The sequence below is a fragment of the Microcystis aeruginosa LEGE 91341 genome (assembly GCF_015206885.1).
GTDB lineage: Bacteria > Cyanobacteriota > Cyanobacteriia > Cyanobacteriales > Microcystaceae > Microcystis > Microcystis aeruginosa_H.
In genome coordinates, this window is sequence record NZ_JADEXY010000002.1 from 35,071 (window position 1) to 52,404 (window position 17,334).

Below are 17,334 nucleotides of genomic sequence, written 5' to 3' on the forward strand. Positions count from 1 at the left end.
TCTCTCTAGACCACCAAAGCCTCTAGAATCGTCTTATTGTAGATAATTCGCCCCACTGTAGTACGCACATACTGGGAAATTATCTGACCATCCTTCTCGCGGGTTTTGCGTTCCCGATAATATTTCCAGATGCTGCCATCGGGGAGAGTTTCCGTTTCCAGGACTTCCTCATCCGGTTTATTGGTTTTCACCTTTTCTCCCACCGGCAAACGCAACCAGACAGAAGCGTGCAGGTCCACCAATCCCTGATCAAAAGCGCGAATAGCGTCATCCATGCTGGCGAAATAACGACCTCCACCCTTTTGGGCCTTGGGATTTTCGGCCGTGAGATAATAACAACCCAAAACCATATCCTGAGAAGGGGCAACAATCGGGCGACCGGTCGCCGGTGAGAGAATATTATGACAAGCTAACATCAACAATCGCGCTTCCGATTGTGCTTCCAGGGAGAGGGGAATATGTACGGCCATTTGGTCCCCGTCAAAGTCGGCGTTAAAAGCGGGACAGACGAGGGGATGTAACTGAATCGCCCGGCCCTCCACCAAGATCGGTTCAAACGCTTGAATGCCCAAACGGTGCAGGGTAGGGGCGCGGTTTAACATCACCGGGTGTCCCGTGATTACTTCATCCAAGACGTGCCAAACATTAGCATCCCCCCGTTGGATCATTTTCTTGGCTGCCTTGATATTATTGACGATGCCTAATTTAATTAAACGATGGATAACGAAGGGTTGGAACAATTCGATCGCCATTTCCCGGGGTAAACCGCATTGATAGATCTTCAATTTCGGACCGACAACGATAACCGAACGTCCCGAATAGTCCACCCGTTTACCGAGGAGATTTTGACGGAAACGCCCCTGTTTACCCTCAATAATATCCGATAAAGACTTCAGGGCGCGATTATTGGCCCCCACCACCGTGCGACCGCGACGACCGTTATCAATTAAAGCATCGACGGCCTCCTGTAACATCCGTTTTTCGTTACGGACGATAATTTCGGGGGCGAGAATTTCTTGCAGACGGGATAAACGGTTATTGCGGTTAATCACCCGACGGTAGAGATCGTTCAGGTCAGAGGTGGCAAAACGGCCGCCGTCCAACTGCACCATCGGGCGTAAATCGGGGGGAATCACGGGAATTACGCTTAAAACCATCCATTCTGCCTGAGAACCCGTGGCGACAAAGTTATCGATTACCCGGAGACGTTTAATTAATTTTGCCCGTTTTTGCCCCTTACTTTCGACAATTTCCGTCCGCAGTCTTTCCGCTTCTTCTTCCAGGTTAATTTCCTGTAAGAGTCTTTGGATAGCCTCGGCCCCGATACCCACTTCAATACCGACTAATTCCGAATCCTCTGCGTAGATTTCCTCTTCGATCTCTAACCATTGATCTTCGCTGAGGAGTTGTTTATAACTAAGATTGCCAGCATTACCCGGATCGAGAACCACATAGGCATTAAAATAGACGATTTGCTCCACGTCCCGCAGGGGCATATCGAGCAGGATACTGAGATAACTGGGAATACCTTTGAGATACCAAACGTGGGTGACGGGGGCAGCTAATTTGATAAAACCCATGCGATGACGACGTACCCGGGACTCGGTGACTTCCACCCCGCAACGTTCACAGACAATTCCCCGGTGACGGACGCGTTTGTATTTACCGCACCAACATTCCCAGTCCTTCGAGGGTCCAAAAATTTTCTCGCAGAATAACCCATCCATTTCCGGTTTGAGAGTCCGATAGTTGATCGTTTCTGGTTTGGTTACTTCTCCGACGACTTGACCGTTAGGCAGGTTTCTTTCTCCCCATTGCCGAATTCTCTCGGGGGACGCTAAACCGATTTTGACGTAATCAAATCTTTGATCTGTTGGAGTCTTCATTCTGAATTTTTTACTATGGGTAATGATTCCGGGATAAGCGATCGCTCTCGCTTTCTCGATGACAACTATTAGGCAGAAACGACGGTTAACTCAGTCACTTTTTCTTGGGGTCAAACTAGCCCGATCGAGTCCGGGACATTACATTATACAATTTTTCCAGTTCGATCGACCATTAAGTGATATTTTCCCAGATGGTGATGCTGCCGTCGGCCGCGGCCGCTGCTAGGTGGCAATAATCGGGGCTGAGAACTAAACTGGAGATCGGCGACGATCGCCCATTGTCGGTGCTGAGAATTGCGATCGCCTGTTGAGAATTGGCTAACCAGATTTTAATCTCTCCGTCGGTCCCCCCGGTAAATAACCATTGACCCTCCTCTGCAAATACCAAGCTTGTCACCTGACCATTATGGGCATTAATCACCCGAATTGGCGCAAAATGACCGCTTTTCTCCGGGTCGTATTGCCAGATTTTCACCGTCCCATCCACACAACCGGCGGCAATAATCTGACTATCGGCAGCGATCGCCAGACTTTGCACCGAAGAAACGTTACCGGATAGGACGGCGATTTTTTCTCCCGATCCCAATTGCCAGAGGGTGACAGTGCCATCACCTCCGGCTGCGGCGATAAAATCTTGATTAGGAGCCACTGCTAGGGCATAAATTGCCCCTATACTGTCATAGGAGCTAAATTCTTCGGTTTCCTGCTCTAAATTCCACTGTTTTAGGGTTTGATCGTAACTACCGCTAACCAAAAAATGCCAACGGGGGGCAAAATCCAGGCCGTGAATCGAACCGAGATGACCGAGGAAAATTTGATTTAATTCCAGACTACTGCCATCGCCGGCTAAAGTCCATAATTTAACGGTTTGATCGAATCCTCCCGTCGCTAGCTGATAATCGCCGTTTCCGGTCACTGCTAGGGCTAAAATGCCCTGATCATGAGCTTCCACGGTATTAATCAGGGTTCCTGTGGCAAAATCCCAGATTTTTAGGGTACGATCCCAACTAACGCTAATTAAAAACCTTTGATCCTCGGTAATTGCGATCGCTGTAATCATTTCCCGATGGGCGCTCAGACGACGATAATAGTGCCAATGGGGGATAGGGACGGGGGGAGAAGTGGGAGTTAAATTAAGGGCAGGTAGGGTGATTTGTGGCTCATTTTCCGCTTTTATGGCGTTAATATCTGCTGATTCTTCCTTAAGCGGCAAAATCTCTCTTTGTAAGCGACTGTAGGATTTTTCCAGATGTTCGATGCGTTCCAGCAGCCCGTTACGGTTGATATATTGAATAATTTGATTGTAGGACTGTTCGAGGACGAGAATATTCTCCTCTAATTCTGCGATCTCGCGTAGCGAGCGCGTTGCGACCGCACGGTCGTTATCCCTGGCTGCTGCAGGACTCAGGGACTGTATTTGTGCCGATAAAGCTTCTTTGTCTTCTTCCCACTGACTCTGTAAATGACCGGTTATCTCGGTTAAACGTTGAAGTTGCCTGGTTCTTTCTCGGAGACGATTGAGAATATTCAACCCGAAAGTCACGACTAGGAGGAACAAAGGCAAAAACCCCGCACCCATGGCGATAAGGGTAAGCAGGGTTAATCCTAGGGCGATATATTCCGCTAATTCTAGCCCATGGAGGCGATGGTCGGTCATTTTGCAGTTACCGGTAAAGGGATTTTGATCATCTCCTGATTTCAGACTCATGGTAACGCTAATTGCCGCCTTGGGATTGACTAAAATTAATTTTTAAGCAGGAATTAAGACTTTTTCCTTAGTTTCTATCGGTGCGGTCAAAGCGGATTCTAAATCGGCCTTCCCTAGTCTTGCTTCCAAAATTTTCAGCACTTCCCGTCCAAAATCATCGGGATTTTGTCGCCATGCTTGCAGACAAACTTCGCCAAAGAATGACCCCAAAGGTTCGGGATTCCAGAGCAGTTTTTTGGCTGTCCAGGGCATTAAACTCATGGGATCGTAGTCGGGTTTAATAATCTCTTTTTTGAAGGCGTATTCTTCTAGATGGGTGTGGGGTTGTAGTCCGATAAAAAAGATGGCTGGTTCCACTTTATCGACTCCAAAAATATTTTCTAATTCCCGATGATAGGCGATAGTTTGACGAATAGTTTCTAGAGTTTCATCAATAACATTAAAAGAATAATTGACCGAAACCAGATCATTAAAACCCGCCGCTTTTAAGTCTCGACAATTTTGCAGAACTGTCCGCAAATTATAGCCCATCCGCATTTTACGGACTAATTCCTGAGAACCACTGGTGATGCCAATTTCAAAGTAGTTCATGCCTGTTTTTACCATTAAATCGCACAGTTTTGGGGTGAGATTATCGGCGCGAATATAGGCAGCCCAATGGATATCTTTCATCCCAGCATCGAGGATTTTTTCTAATAGTTCTTCTACATCGTCGATAAATTTTCTGGCGGGGATAAATTGGGCATCGGTAAACCAGAAATTGCGAATGCCACGGTCGTATAATTGGCGTATTTCCTTAACTACTTCATCGGCGGGATTAATGCGTACTTGTTTGCCTTCAACGACGGTATAGATGCAGTAGCAGCAGTTATGGGGACAGCCGCGCTTGGTTTGCACCCCGATATAAAAGTCGTTTTCTTGGAAATAGTAGGAAAATTCTGGCCAAATACTGGCGATGTAGTCGTAGTTACAAGCGGATTTTTCTAAGGGGGTGGGGGATTCGTGGATTAAACGCGGCCGGGGTGTGGTTTCTCCGACGACATAACAACGTTCATCGCTAAAGTCCCGGCCGGAGAGGAATTTTTCTAGCAGGGTTTCCCCTTCTCCGACTGATACAATTGTTCCTGTGGGCAGTTTAGTTTTTAGTTGTTCGTAGAAAACACTGACGGCACCACCCCCGACGATAACTCGCGCTTCGGGATGGTATTTTCTGGCCCGCTGCAACCCTCGGCGAATTAGTCCCTGATTGCGCCATAATTCGCCGTAGTAGGCGGTTGTCACCTTTAAACCTCCCAAAGCACCGCGCAGCTTGATTAGGGGGTTTTTAGCGTAGTAAAATTCAAAGGCGTTTTGCAGGGGATTGCCACCGCGACCACCGACGGGGGCATATATCTGAATATCCCGCCAGGAGAATACTAGCAGGGTGGGCCGAAATTCGTCAACACAGCGATCGAGTGCCTGGTTAAAGTCTAAGGGGGGGACGGTGCCAAGGTCAAAGATTCTTTGTTCGATGTCGGGGAAGAGTTTATGAACGTGGTCGGAAAGGTAAACCACACCGATGGGGAAAATAGGGTTACAGGGGAGTCTAACGTAGAGGATGCGTTGTGCTTGTGGTTGAGTCATGAGATTTCTGAAGGGGATGGAGACGCATTCTGAGTAATCTTAATATAACTTAACTTTGTCTGGCTTGTCTGGGAGAGGTTAAACTTTATAAAACCCCAAGCACCTAAACCCAGATAGACGAACTGTCGCAGTCCTATGTAAAGGTTTTGTGCCTCCGTTTTCAAGCGTGCGTATTTTCGGGGTCGAGTCGAGAGGATTTGGTTATAAAAAAATTTTCTAGCTCTACATCTATTTTCCTTGACATAACCGAGAATTCCCAATAGTGCCGATGTAGCTCAGTGGTAGAGTAGTTGATTCGTAATCAATTGGTCGTGGGTTCAAATCCCATCATCGGCTTGTTTAGTTAAAATAGTACACATATCCTAGTGGTCGGGTTCCTGTGGATACTCGCTCAAGCATTTTTTTCAATTATTAAGTAGACTCTAGATGTTAAAAGGTTAAAATGGGTAATAGGAAAAATCCATTCTTGAAACGGTTAGTTTTTAGGAAGATATGGTAATTCTGAAAATAAATGGTTCTTCCGAACTTACACTGTAGAAAATTACTCAAGCTCCCTCTCTGCCCAGCAATACTCTAAAGTTGATAAATATCAATCTAAAAAAAACTCAAAGCTTTAGCATACACGCTTTACAAGCATGAGTTATTGATAGTTGTATCCGCTCAATAAGTAGGGGTAGTAGAGAAAAAAAGGTAAGCAAGGGACACGCAATATAATAGAATATGACAGATGACGCAAAAACTAGATTCGAGCAAGAAATCAGGAGAAGAGATACTGCAAACCATCGAGCCAAAAGGGATTGCAGACTAATCAATGCGTCGGACAGTAGAAATATTACTGAACTTAATAGAGTAACTACAAGCAGAAGTCAAAGAATTACGAGCAGAAAATCAACAGTTAAAAGACAAAAACAACCGTCTCAAAGGAGAACAAGGTAAGCCAGACATCAAAGCCAACAAGAAAGGGTTTACCAACAATCAGTCATCAGAGAAAGAGAGAAAAACTCCAAAAAAGCAAAATAAAGGCACTAAGAACGGGACTATAAAAATAGATAGAGAAGAAATAGTAAAATACCCCCAAGATAAACTGTCAGCAGACGCAGAGTTTAAAGGCTATCAAGAAGTAATCATCCAAGACATCACCCTGGCAACCGACAACATACTATTCCGGAAAGAAAAATACTACTCACCCTCAGCAGTAAAAACCTATTTATAGCGTTTTTCAGTCTGCTGATGTACAAAAGTTATGGGTTTTAGGCAAGAGGCAAAAGGGAAGAAAAATAGGTGTACCTCACTAGCTTAGGAAACGCTATATTTATTTTCCGTTTTGCATGAGTGTCTTTCCTGATATGTAGTCCATACTCAACGGATGGCTCTTCTAGGTTCTGTGTGATAAGTTTAACTTACATAGGATCGATCAATCTTTGTGTCCTTTGTGGTTCCTTCCACTCCCTCGCCAGCAGGACTGTATCTTGTGAATACATTTTACCCACCAAACCTAAGAGAGCCAACGGATTTAGTATTATACCAAATTAAATTGTATTCAGTGCAGATAGAGCATCGAGGATGAAGGGAAATCCCGTGAGAGAAGCAACCCTCTGGGGTGTCAACTTCTTAAACAATTCATCTACTTTGACTTCCAATTCCTCTAAAGTTTTAAAGCATGACCATTTGATTTCTTTTTTCAGTTCTTCCCATACTCTCTCTATTAGATTCAGTTCTGGACAATAGGAAGGTTGGAAAAACAATATTATGTTTTCGGGAATAACCAACTTCTTCCTTGTGTGAAATCTGCCATTATCCACTGGCAAAATGTTGACCCTATCTGGATAGGCTTTTGAGAACTCTTCTAAATACTTTTGATAACAATCTTTATTGACATGAGAGAACTGGTAAAAGAAACTTTCCCCTGTTAATAGCGACCCCGCCCCGTAGAGCCAAAAGGCTTTGAATAACCATTGCCATTTTCCGATGGGTTTGACTCCACATCCTGTGATCAATCTTCCTATTATTGTATTGATTCCAAAGCGACTTTCATCTTGTGCAAAGTATCGGATTTTTCTAGTTTCGTTTTTTTGTTCTTTCAGGTAATTACTCAACAACTCTAGGTTTTCTTTGAGGGTTTCTTTAAATTTCTCCCTTTTTTTATCCTGTTTATTATGCTCCGGTCTTGCTACTTTCAATTTGGCTTTGAGACGATCACGCGTCATTTGATACACTGTGTGATACTCTGCTTCTACTCCCAGTTTTTCGGCCAACCATTCCTGCACTTCCCCATAGCTCTTAAATCCATTTTCTTCGGCTTTTAAGTGCTTTTCTAGGGCTTTTTCCGCCCATTCTGGGATAACTCGCACTCTACCCTTTGATTTTTTCCTTTCTAACATTCCCTGCAAGCCTTGCTCACGATATTTACACAACCAGCTTTGCACTGTGTTTCTATCATGCCCTAAACTTTCAGCTATCACCTTGAGGGTGGGAGCTTTTTCTTGTTTTAGCCAATACAGCACTTGCAGTTTGTCTTTTTCCCTCGCGGTGGTTGCATCTTTAAGCCGTTTCCTCTGCACTTTCTTTGACTACTGTTAAGGTTACTTCTACCATGATTTTTGAATAATCTACTACCTCTTCATTCTACATCATTTGCCTTTTTCTCTATTTAATTTGGTATTAGTTGACGATCTTTCTCATAAAAATGCAGTATAACTTAAGTAGGGAGGCAAAATTATTTGTAGGAGGGGTTAGCGGTAGCGTAACCCATGCAGGCGTTGGGTTTCATGCTTCAACCGTTCGGACCTCGGCGTGAGCTCGGTCGAACGCTGAGCTCACGGCCGAAGCCCAACCTCGTTCATCTTATATTTAATTCCACCCACCCACTTAATTTGCTATCGACAACCAACTCCCCAAAGGGAAAATTTCCTACCTCATCATTAAGATAAGCTAAGACGCATTTTAACCGCCTATAACTCGGTTTATTAACGAAGAAAATAAACTATAGCGATAATAATACTCAGAATTACCACAGTCTGACGCAGATAACTAGGAGAGATAATTCTAGCTAGTTTTCCCCCCAATAAACCCCCAATTAAAGAGCCAATTGCTACCACTATCGCTGCCGACCAATATACCTGATTAGAAAAGAGAAAAAACCAAGATGCAGCCACATTAACCACCAAAGAAAGCAACTGTTTTAAAGCATTTAATCTTGTGAGATTATCCTTGAGAAATAAGCCCAAAATTGCCAACTCAATCACCCCTAAACCGGCTCCAAAATAACCACCATAAATTGAAGCGAGAGCGATGGGTAAAACCGCCAAAATTTCTGGTATATGACCATTTTCGTCCCCCTGTCGCCGCTGTAGCCAAGAGCGTAAAGTATCTTGAAAAGCCAATAAAGCCGCCGCTAAAAGAATCAGAAAAGGAATCAGGCGCTCAAATACTTTATCACTACTATTTAACAGCAAAATACCACCGATAATGCCGCCAATAACTGCCGATGGTAGTAATAACCAAATCCGTTTTTGTTGCCCGTGCAGGTCTTTTTTTTGGGCGAGGGTTGCTCCCAGATAACCGGGACATAAAGCGACGGTATTAGTCACATTTGCCATTACCGGTGGAATACCCACCGCCATCAGCGTCGGAAAAGTAATCAGACTACCGCCACCGGCAAGAGCATTAATTAAGCCGGCAGCCACGGCAGCGATTGCCAAGAAGCCATACTGAATAGGCGTGAGCATTTAGGGGTTAGGGATAGTAATTAGGGCTAAATCAATTTTTTCCTCGTCAACTTGCTTAATTTCGGCTCTAATTCCCGGGCCAAAGTATCTTTCGATTTTTTCCTGTTTTGCCAGCCACTTTTCCAGGGGTAAAAGGGGCGATTCAAATTCTAGGGTGAAACAATAGGCGGAATCAACAGCAGTTTCACGAATTCCCACTAAAGTCGGTCTTTCCTCGTCCGTGGGGCTTAATCCCAGCTTTTCTAGGGCTTCATCCAGATGCACTTCCTGTCCGTAGCGATAGCGGGTGACATCGTTGCGAAGTTTGGTTTGGGTGACAGTAGCCTGTTGTTGGCGCAATTGCAAGATTTCGGGGCTAGTGGGTTGACTGAAGGGTATCGGTTTGATTTCTGAAGCTTTTAGGGCTAAACCTCCCAATAATAACGGTAATCCGTAGAAAAACCCCGCTAAATTGACCGTGGCGTTACCTTGGGCATAACCGATGATCCCGATAACCGTTAAAATACTGCCTAAAATTAAGCCAAAGTATGATAGTCTAATTTTTCTGAGCATGAAATAATTTTTTTCTTGAGTACGCTAATCCTTTAGAGATTATACAACTCAAGAGAATCTTTTTTGCAGGGGGCTAGTGGGAAGATTTTTCAGTTATCAGTAAACAGTCATCAGTCATCAGTGAAAAGAAAGCGGCGAACTTGACACTTAATAAGTAAGCAATCTCAATTAACTGTTAGATAGTGGGATAGGTTTCAGTTTCTTTATAGTTTATCTTTAGATTGTAACCAGCTACTTAGTTGATGATAGGTGGTGCGTCAGGAATTTTTGCTGTCTAACGCACCCTGCGTTTTACTATTGCCTATGTACTCGCAATTTCTCAATTAATTTAGATAATTTCTCGTCAGAAGCGGCAGTAATAAAGTCTAATTTAAACTTTTGTCCCTGACTGAGATATTCTGCATAGCTAGACAAAAGAAAAGGACGAAACTTTTCATTATTAGCAATATAAACTTCAAAAAAAGAGACCAATAAAGCCCCAGTATAATCCTCGATTAGATTTTGATTGGGTAAAGTGATATCGACCACAGACTTTAGGGTTTTTTGCATTCCTGCATCCAATTCCGTAAAATTTACATGAGCTTGTCCCTCCACCATCGCTAGATATTTATCTGGCGTTTTTAACCAAGTAAAAGAAATCGCCTGTTCAAAAATCGGATTAGCTGCTGGGTCATAACTTCCGGAACCCAAGAGGACAGGAATCGAGATTTTACTTAAACCTTTTTCCCCAAAAATACTGCGGTTAACGGGATTAGCTGCAAAAACAGCTGCGACTCGTTCATCGCGAAAATTATAGACCTGTCTAGGCAATTCTAGGGCGCGACATTCCAGGAAAATTGCGATATTAATCCCGGAATAAGAACGGTTACAATCTTTAGCAAGATTATCAAAATCAATTTGTGCGCCAGCAACAGCTAGAGATGTATAACCCCCAAAAGAATGACCCACTACTCCCACATTAGTGAGGTCAAGTTTACCTTGAAATTGACTATCATTACGTCTTGCTAATTCATCGATGACAAAGCTAATATCTTTGGGTCGATTAATAAATTCATCTCGATCAAAAATATTGCGATAATACCCCCCTAACATTCCTTGCAGGTATTTCATATCACTGCCGGGGTGTTGCGGTGCTGCTACTAAAAATCCGTAGGAAGCTAGATGTTCAATTGCTTGGGCATAATCTTCTGGTCGAGAGGCTAATCCGTGGGAAAAAATAATTACAGGTGTTTTACCGTCTCGGAAAGTTTGGGGGATATAAACATCCACATATAAACTGCGATTGCGACTGCTATCGGTTAGGTTCCAAACTTCTTTTTTTACCTGAAAGCTACCGCGCTGACGCAAATCGGGTAAACTGGCATAATTAATCGCTGGTTTAACAGCAGCCGCTTCCTCGGCTGTCCAGAGGCGCATATCTTTAATAAATATTTCCGCCACATAAACGGCATAATCAAGGGCTTTAGCTAATCCGAGGATTTCTTCCCCCTGTAACTGGATATTATTGGGGAATTTTTTCAGGATATTTAAAAGGGTTAATCCCCCCGGTTCAAAAGCGGCACTAACAATCGCACCCCGCAGGGCATATTTACCATTAATTCCCCCTTGAATGGTGATGCTTTTGCCCAAACGAGAGAGCATATCAGCACCCATAACACTATTAAAAAAACGAGATAGTAAAACAGGATCGATGTCAATTTTTGTTAATAAAGCTTCACGAAACTGCTCTCTTGCTTCAGGAGTTGCTCTGGCTAAAAATTGTTTTAAATTAGCGTCGATTTTGCCTTCTTTAGCAAAGGTTTCTAGGGATGCTACCGATACAGAAAAGACGAGGGGAGTATAGACAAATTCAACTTCTTCGGCGGCTTTTAGGGGTAAAGCAGTCATAGTGGCGGCGAAAAGACCTAAAATAAAAGCTCGCAGCCGACGGGTGTAATTATTTCTAGGAAAACGATTTTGTAAACTGGTGATAATCATGGAATTTTTAGTTAGGGTAGATGACAGCAATTAAAGGAAAAAACTCGCACGGAGATTGATGTCTAAGTTCAACAAACATCGATAAAGTACCAAGCAAATTAGAACCAAAAAGCAGAAGGAAAACCTCGATAGATTAATCTGAGCGATTTCGATTCTAGATTATTGAGTATTTTCTGAACATATTACCTAGTATGGATTTTATATTAAAATTGTTTTTTTGTCAAGATACTGGTTATTAATGAAAAAATAAATATATGAATTTCATAAGTAAAAGTGATATATTTGGAGATGAAAATAATCAGATAAGATTTTTGACCAAGATAAGTACCTAAGCAAAATTAACTAGACATTTTGATAAAGCTTTTCAACCAATCAATTAATTTTGCGTGACTAATTAAATTGCTAATTATCGCGAATATGAATATCTTGCTGCGGAAAGGGAATCTCGATATCCTGTTGAGTAAACCTATCAAGAATAACACAATTAACATCACTAATTACTCGCTTTTTCCTGTTAACATCATCTAACCAGAACTTTAATTCAAAGTTTAAACTAGAATCACCAAAATTAATAAAAAAGGCTACTGGTTGCGGGTTTTTAAGTATGTTAGGATGATGATCAGCAATGTCTAGCAATAAATTCATCACCTGTTGTGCGTTAGAATTATAACCAACTCCGATAACAATTGAACAATAAATCAAGTTATCACTACCCGTATAGGTGGTGACATCCTCAGTAAAAAACTTTTGATTGGGGATAATTTTTTCGGAATTATCCGTGAGGATTTGCACTGTTGTCGCTCGAATACCTAGCTTTTTTACCTGAGAAGTTTGCCCTTCAATATTAATGATATCACCAGGTTTAAGAACTTTTTCAAATAATAGTAAAATACCGCTAATAAAATTACTGACCACTTGCTGCATACCGAAACCAATACCCACCGATAAACCACCAGTAATTGCCGCTATTGCCGTTGCATTAACTCCCACATACCCTAAGATGATGATAAAACCTAAGACAATGAAAAAATAACGTCCTAACAGTAAAGTTGCTTCAATTTCACCGCGACTAGCTTGCTGATTTAAATTAGTAATACTCAAAATTATAGTCTCTATAAGATCGACAACAATTACTAGAAAATAGGGAGCTATTATCAAAATAAATATGCTTCCCAATGTGATCGGACTATTGAATAAATTGAAAGGAGATACTTTGGCGATTTCCTGAATATTATTGTAGAAACCAATCATGATCCTCAGGAGAAATAACACCAATAAAGGTGCTAAAAGCCGGAAATGATAATATTTAATTGTATTGACGGAAAACTTGGCGTATAGTCCAGCTAATAAACCACGATAAACTAAATAAAACCACAGGAGTTTTATAGATAAATTAATCATTCCTCTTGTCCAATTTTGACTGAAAAAAATTAGATAATTTAAGTCAAGTAAAATTATACTAATAACTGGAAAATTAAGAAACTCTATCAGGATAGCAAAATATTGACGGATGGTTAATTTTCTATCACTATGGATAAAAGTGGTGACGTGAGGAAATCTTTTTTCTAAGTAAGACCATAACCATTTTGACAATAACCAAGCAAGAATTAAACAAAGAAAAATAATCATTAATTGATTTTGAACATTTCTGCGTCCTAAAAATAATAATTGGTTAGCAATTATTTCCGAAAGAGATGGGATATTGTTGTTCATATTAATTTATTTTTCTGACTTCCTGATCAAGACCTGATTGAATATAAAGTGTCAGTTGGTGGGCTGCTGTTGAGGAAGATATTTCACCAGCGATCGCTCTTTCATACCAAAATTCTCCCTCTTCTAAAATTTTATTCAACTTTTCCCAATCATCCAGAGGAACTGCCACGGCATTGTGAGATTGTTGTAATAATACTGATTCGATCGGTAGTAAATTTCCTTCGATCTGTACCCGTCGATTAGTGGGAATAAAACTTTCTGTTTGGATGATTGCTTGCAATTGTTGTTCGGGATTGGTGAGAAATTTTCCTAAAGCTAATCCCAAACTATTTTCATTATCACTATTATTACGATTAAATACCATCACCCGTGTATAGAGAATTGGTGCTGCTTTACCTTGAGTGCCTTGGGGAAGTAAAGCGACTCTGAGATCATCTTGGAGACTGTTTTTTAAATCGGCAATTTCAATAGAATTACAAACATAATAGGTTAAGCGACCTCTAGCAAAGGCCTCATGAAGTAATTCCCGTTGACGATTGAGGATAAAATTAGGCTGTGACGAGGCAAATTTTAGCCATTCTAGCCATTTTGCCCAACCATCCAAGCGAGGTTGCAGCCTACCCTGATCATCCCACAAATAGCTGCCAAAAATTGCCATTCCCCAAAAAGTATCTTCAAAAGAGGACACCATCCCCACAGAATAACCTTTGCGGGCACGTTCCACTAATCCCTCTAAACTGGTGGGAGGTTGCTTCAGCAGCGGATCGGTACTAACTTGTAATTTTTTTTGATTGTAACACAGTACACGAGTACGAGAACCTAAGGGAATGCCATAGATTTTTCCTTGATAGCTAACTTGTTTCAGGGTTGGAGGATTATAGATAGATAAATCTAGATTTTTCCGGTCAATTTCCCCCAGTACTCCTTCAGATACTAATCTGGGTATATTTCCCGAAAAAATTAGAATAACACTCGCACCCAATCCGCTTTGAGATTGTTTAAAAAAACGTTCGGGTATCTCATCGATAGGAATAGCTTGTTCAAGAATTGTCACCTGCGGATTTAATTTTTCAAACTCTTGGAAACCGAGACCTAGTACTTCAGTTAAATTGCCCTCTTCTGGATACCAAACAAAAAGGGTTCCTTGCCGTTGCTCCGATGATTGGTTAGGAAGATCACTAAAACAAGCATAAAGAAAAATTGGCATCAAGATAAAAAGCAATAGGAACGATATAATCGTCCTTGCTTTTTTGCTTCTCCAAGCAGTTTTAACTCTGAGCCTTAGGGATTGCATCGCTCGTGATCCTTCAAAAATATTGCCATAGATCCATAGTACATGAAAAGGTGACTAATAATCCTCATCAGAAAAATAATTAACATGATCTTGTCTCCATAGCCACCAGTATAGCAACAATCCCAGTTAAAAATTTGTGCGAGTTAAACTGCTGACGTATCTAAATTACTGCTTAAAACAAAGGGAAAGAGCGAGTTTTATAGTTGGTTTTATAACACTATAAAACCCAGTTTAAATGGGCAATAGCTTAGGAAAACTGTGCTTAGTATGAGTGAGATTTCTGTTATTAATAGTTATTTCATGGCGAGGGAGTGATACCCGCCTTAACTTTACTGTACCAACCAAGAACCCACCGAAGCAATCTTTACTGTATAATCATGGTATAAGAAACTGGCACCCCAAATATTGTATTTCAACCCAAACACCAAAGGAGTTAAATATGACTGAACCTTTAAGCGCGATTGTGTTGGTAACGTTGGCAATTTAGGAGTTTGTTAAATCAGGTACAGGAGATTTGGCCAAGCGTTTTACTGCGGAGGCTGTGGCGAAAATTCCTGTATTATGGGGAAAGATTAGGGATCGGTTAACGGGAAAATCGCTCAAGGTCAATGAAGCATTAGCTAAATTAGAAAGTGGGGACAGTACGGCCATTGAAACTATCACTAAAAATTTGGATGTGATTTTAGACGAAGATTCTCTTTTTGCTGAAGAGTTACGAATTTGGGGACAGGAAATTTAAGCAGGGAGAATCAGCCAAATTGGTTTAGATAACTTGGAAGCGGGAGAAATAGATGCTGAAATTGAGCAACCGGTAAAAGGAAAAACAACGACTAAAACAGAACAAATTGGTACAACAGAGGTAAGAGTTATAGGAAAAGCAACTATTAAAATTAACTAAAAGATTGATTAGGAGACAAAAATGTTAGAAAATCAAGCCCAAGCACTCAAGTTTATTGTTAAAGAGGTTCTGCATGGGTTATTATTGCAGGAACGGGAAACTCTAACAGATGTAATTTATGAAGTGATAGAGGATATGGTTCTAGCCAAAGCAATAGAAGAAGGTCTTGATGATGAAAATGTCAGTCGAGAAGAATTTTTTTGGTTACATCGAGTAAGTTTATGACTACGAAGATTTGGGATGTCATTAAGTTATTAGAAAAAGATGGCTGGTTTCTCGTTAATACAGTCGGTAGTCATCGCCAATATGAGCATCCAACAAAAAGGGGAAAGGTGACTGTTGCTGGCAAATTAAGTGATGATGTTCGTAAAGGAACTTTAGCTAGTGTTCTTAAACAAGCAGGGTTAAAATGATCGACAAATATCTAATTGTTCTCGAAAAAAGTGAGACGGGATTTTCAGCTTATTCACCCGATGTATTGGGGTGTGTAGCAACAGGTGCGACTCTAGAAGAAACAACGGAGCAAATGCGATCGGCTTTGGCTTTGCATTTGGCAGATGTTGAAAACTTGCCCCAACCACGAGGGATTGATTCCTATTTAGAAGCTTTGCGAGATTCCGAAGGAGAAGCATTTTTTTTAACTCATATTCCCATAGATCAAGTGTTAGTCAAACCTTAGTTTTATCAAGGAAAATGAACAACAAACTTTAGCAAACTGGAATTAAAGCTTTTACTTTAATCTGATCAAAGATCAAGTACAGAAACCAGAAGCCTGTTCCACGGGGTAGGCATTTTGCCAGTTTATAGGCTATAATCTTATTAAAGATAAAACACAGATTAGGAGACAAAAATGTTAGAAGATCAAGCCCAAGCACTCAAGCCTATTGTTAAAGAGGTTCTGCATGAGTTATTATTGCAGGAACGGGAAACTTTAACAGACGTAATTTATGAAGTGATAGAGGATATGGCTCTAGCCAAAGCAATAGAAGAAGGTCTTCATGATGAAAATGTCAGTCGAGAAGAAATTTTTTCTTTATTAGCAGAGTAAATCATGCAAGTTGAATTTCGTCGCCTTTTTTTTCGAGATTTAGGTGCTATCAAGGATCGTAAGCTACGACAACGAATTGAATCTGTCATTGTGGAGGTAGAAGCGTCCAATAATCTAGCTGAGTTAAGAAATATCAAAGCTATTGAAGGCCACCCCAGTTACTATCGGATAAGAATAGGAGATTACCGCATAGGTATTTATGTTGAGGAGAATATGATTGCTTTTGTACGAGTTTTACATCGTAAAGAAATGTACCGTTATTTTCCCTAAGCCATGAACGACAAACTCAAGCAAACTAGAATTAAAGGTTATACGTTAATCTTATCAAAGATCAGGTACAAGAACTAGAAGCCTGTTCCACGGGGTAGGCATTTTGTTATTTCACAGGCTATAATCTTATTAAAGATAAAACACAAGAACCAGAAGCCTGTTACACTATCTAACAATTAATTAAGTGCCATTTATTAGCAAGGAGTTGTATCATGGAACCTTTAACGCTATTGGCTACAGGAGTCACGATTATTTTAGGGGGAGCGTTGGCTCGTGTGGGGGAGCTTGTCTTAGATGGTTCCCTTGAAAAACTGATAAATTTAATCGAAGCTAAGTCTCCTGATACTTTAAAAAAGTTGCAATCGGCTAATCAAAATCCTGATTTGTTACCTGAAACGATTGAGGTAATGGCGACTTTACTGGAAGATCCAGAAATGCGAAGAGTTGCAGAACAAGCGGTCAAGGAAAATGAATCTAATCCTTACGTTATTAATCAGTTTACTGACTTAGAAAAAATTCTTAACTTTGCTAATCGGGATATTAATATTGATAAACAAATTAATAATTTTTGACTACAGCCGCCTGTAGGGGAGCAGGTCAAACAAAACCTTCACAATTTACCCAATAGTGGGGTCGA

The 17,334-nt window shown here is 41.1% G+C and carries 17 protein-coding genes and 1 tRNA gene; 9 read left to right on the top strand and 9 right to left on the bottom strand.

The annotated features are described in order from the left end of the window. Positions 1-5: 5 nt before the first annotated feature. The 3 genes from IQ234_RS00625 to IQ234_RS00635 form a co-directional block, all read right to left on the bottom strand. A complete protein-coding gene (locus IQ234_RS00625; protein ID WP_002762768.1) occupies positions 6-1,886 on the bottom strand; it encodes a DNA-directed RNA polymerase subunit gamma in 1,881 nt (626 codons plus the stop codon). Between the two features lie 172 nt (positions 1,887-2,058). After that, positions 2,059-3,594, bottom strand: coding sequence for a WD40 repeat domain-containing protein (locus tag IQ234_RS00630; protein WP_193955634.1), 1,536 nt, complete (start codon positions 3,592-3,594; stop codon positions 2,059-2,061). A gap of 42 nt (positions 3,595-3,636) precedes the next feature. Next, positions 3,637-5,217 carry a photosystem II high light acclimation radical SAM protein gene (locus IQ234_RS00635; protein ID WP_110578127.1) on the bottom strand — a complete coding sequence of 527 codons (1,581 nt, stop codon included), beginning with the start codon at positions 5,215-5,217 and terminating at the stop codon, positions 3,637-3,639. Positions 5,218-5,481: 264 nt separating this feature from the next. On the opposite strand from IQ234_RS00635, the gene IQ234_RS00640 reads away from it, so the two are divergent. Then, positions 5,482-5,553: transfer RNA gene (locus IQ234_RS00640), tRNA-Thr, on the top strand. A gap of 1,193 nt (positions 5,554-6,746) precedes the next feature. Here the strand turns inward: IQ234_RS00640 and IQ234_RS00645 are convergent. The 6 genes from IQ234_RS00645 to IQ234_RS00670 all read right to left on the bottom strand — a co-directional run bounded on the left by IQ234_RS00645 (position 6,747) and on the right by IQ234_RS00670 (position 14,481). Continuing rightward, positions 6,747-7,778, bottom strand: coding sequence for an IS630 family transposase (locus IQ234_RS00645; protein ID WP_193955635.1), 1,032 nt, complete (start codon positions 7,776-7,778; stop codon positions 6,747-6,749). Between the two features lie 405 nt (positions 7,779-8,183). Continuing rightward, positions 8,184-8,945, bottom strand: coding sequence for a sulfite exporter TauE/SafE family protein (locus IQ234_RS00650; RefSeq protein ID WP_193955636.1), 762 nt, complete (start codon positions 8,943-8,945; stop codon positions 8,184-8,186). After that, on the bottom strand, positions 8,946-9,497 hold the full coding sequence (locus IQ234_RS00655; RefSeq protein WP_193955637.1) for a DUF2854 domain-containing protein: 552 nt from the start codon (positions 9,495-9,497) through the stop codon (positions 8,946-8,948). It abuts the gene before it with no gap. A 294-nt stretch (positions 9,498-9,791) separates the two neighbouring features. Continuing rightward, complete coding sequence (locus IQ234_RS00660; protein ID WP_193955638.1) at positions 9,792-11,474, bottom strand: alpha/beta hydrolase; 1,683 nt, start codon at positions 11,472-11,474, stop codon at positions 9,792-9,794. A gap of 402 nt (positions 11,475-11,876) precedes the next feature. Continuing rightward, positions 11,877-13,187, bottom strand: a complete 1,311-nt coding sequence (locus tag IQ234_RS00665; RefSeq protein WP_193955639.1) for a mechanosensitive ion channel family protein — start codon at positions 13,185-13,187, stop codon at positions 11,877-11,879. A 1-nt stretch (position 13,188) separates the two neighbouring features. Next, on the bottom strand, positions 13,189-14,481 hold the full coding sequence (locus IQ234_RS00670; RefSeq protein WP_193955640.1) for a sugar ABC transporter substrate-binding protein: 1,293 nt from the start codon (positions 14,479-14,481) through the stop codon (positions 13,189-13,191). 514 nt (positions 14,482-14,995) lie between these two features. Between IQ234_RS00670 and IQ234_RS00675 the strand changes: the two genes are divergently transcribed. The 8 genes from IQ234_RS00675 to IQ234_RS00705 all read left to right on the top strand — a co-directional run bounded on the left by IQ234_RS00675 (position 14,996) and on the right by IQ234_RS00705 (position 17,269). Continuing rightward, positions 14,996-15,220 carry a hypothetical protein gene (locus IQ234_RS00675; protein WP_228008301.1) on the top strand — a complete coding sequence of 75 codons (225 nt, stop codon included), beginning with the start codon at positions 14,996-14,998 and terminating at the stop codon, positions 15,218-15,220. 33 nt (positions 15,221-15,253) lie between these two features. After that, positions 15,254-15,379, top strand: a complete 126-nt coding sequence (locus tag IQ234_RS21490; RefSeq protein ID WP_265578451.1) for a hypothetical protein — start codon at positions 15,254-15,256, stop codon at positions 15,377-15,379. Positions 15,380-15,400: 21 nt separating this feature from the next. Next, positions 15,401-15,604 carry a hypothetical protein gene (locus IQ234_RS00680; protein WP_193955641.1) on the top strand — a complete coding sequence of 68 codons (204 nt, stop codon included), beginning with the start codon at positions 15,401-15,403 and terminating at the stop codon, positions 15,602-15,604. Beyond that, positions 15,601-15,792 (top strand): type II toxin-antitoxin system HicA family toxin, encoded by a 192-nt coding sequence (locus tag IQ234_RS00685; protein ID WP_193955642.1) that lies wholly within the window; start codon positions 15,601-15,603, stop codon positions 15,790-15,792. Before IQ234_RS00680 ends, IQ234_RS00685 begins: the two co-directional genes overlap by 4 nt. Then, a complete protein-coding gene (locus IQ234_RS00690; protein WP_193955643.1) occupies positions 15,789-16,058 on the top strand; it encodes a type II toxin-antitoxin system HicB family antitoxin in 270 nt (89 codons plus the stop codon). The genes IQ234_RS00685 and IQ234_RS00690 overlap by 4 nt, the downstream gene beginning before the upstream one ends. A gap of 171 nt (positions 16,059-16,229) precedes the next feature. Continuing rightward, entirely contained in the window at positions 16,230-16,427 is a 198-nt protein-coding gene (locus IQ234_RS00695; protein WP_002786733.1) for a hypothetical protein, read from the top strand. 3 nt (positions 16,428-16,430) lie between these two features. Beyond that, positions 16,431-16,697: a type II toxin-antitoxin system RelE family toxin gene (locus IQ234_RS00700; protein ID WP_193955644.1), complete on the top strand. Its 267-nt coding sequence runs from the start codon at positions 16,431-16,433 to the stop codon at positions 16,695-16,697. A 212-nt stretch (positions 16,698-16,909) separates the two neighbouring features. After that, a complete protein-coding gene (locus tag IQ234_RS00705; protein ID WP_193955645.1) occupies positions 16,910-17,269 on the top strand; it encodes a hypothetical protein in 360 nt (119 codons plus the stop codon). Positions 17,270-17,334: the final 65 nt, after the last annotated feature.

Coding starts and splice junctions, on each gene's coding strand:
- IQ234_RS00625 (WP_002762768.1), bottom strand. CDS start 1,886: ATGAAGACTCCAACAGATCAAAGATTTGATTACGTCAAAATCGGTTTA.
- IQ234_RS00630 (WP_193955634.1), bottom strand. CDS start 3,594: ATGAGTCTGAAATCAGGAGATGATCAAAATCCCTTTACCGGTAACTGC.
- IQ234_RS00635 (WP_110578127.1), bottom strand. CDS start 5,217: ATGACTCAACCACAAGCACAACGCATCCTCTACGTTAGACTCCCCTGT.
- IQ234_RS00650 (WP_193955636.1), bottom strand. CDS start 8,945: ATGCTCACGCCTATTCAGTATGGCTTCTTGGCAATCGCTGCCGTGGCT.
- IQ234_RS00655 (WP_193955637.1), bottom strand. CDS start 9,497: ATGCTCAGAAAAATTAGACTATCATACTTTGGCTTAATTTTAGGCAGT.
- IQ234_RS00660 (WP_193955638.1), bottom strand. CDS start 11,474: ATGATTATCACCAGTTTACAAAATCGTTTTCCTAGAAATAATTACACC.
- IQ234_RS00665 (WP_193955639.1), bottom strand. CDS start 13,187: ATGAACAACAATATCCCATCTCTTTCGGAAATAATTGCTAACCAATTA.
- IQ234_RS00670 (WP_193955640.1), bottom strand. CDS start 14,481: ATGCAATCCCTAAGGCTCAGAGTTAAAACTGCTTGGAGAAGCAAAAAA.
- IQ234_RS00680 (WP_193955641.1), top strand. CDS start 15,401: ATGTTAGAAAATCAAGCCCAAGCACTCAAGTTTATTGTTAAAGAGGTT.
- IQ234_RS00685 (WP_193955642.1), top strand. CDS start 15,601: ATGACTACGAAGATTTGGGATGTCATTAAGTTATTAGAAAAAGATGGC.
- IQ234_RS00690 (WP_193955643.1), top strand. CDS start 15,789: ATGATCGACAAATATCTAATTGTTCTCGAAAAAAGTGAGACGGGATTT.
- IQ234_RS00695 (WP_002786733.1), top strand. CDS start 16,230: ATGTTAGAAGATCAAGCCCAAGCACTCAAGCCTATTGTTAAAGAGGTT.
- IQ234_RS00700 (WP_193955644.1), top strand. CDS start 16,431: ATGCAAGTTGAATTTCGTCGCCTTTTTTTTCGAGATTTAGGTGCTATC.
- IQ234_RS00705 (WP_193955645.1), top strand. CDS start 16,910: ATGGAACCTTTAACGCTATTGGCTACAGGAGTCACGATTATTTTAGGG.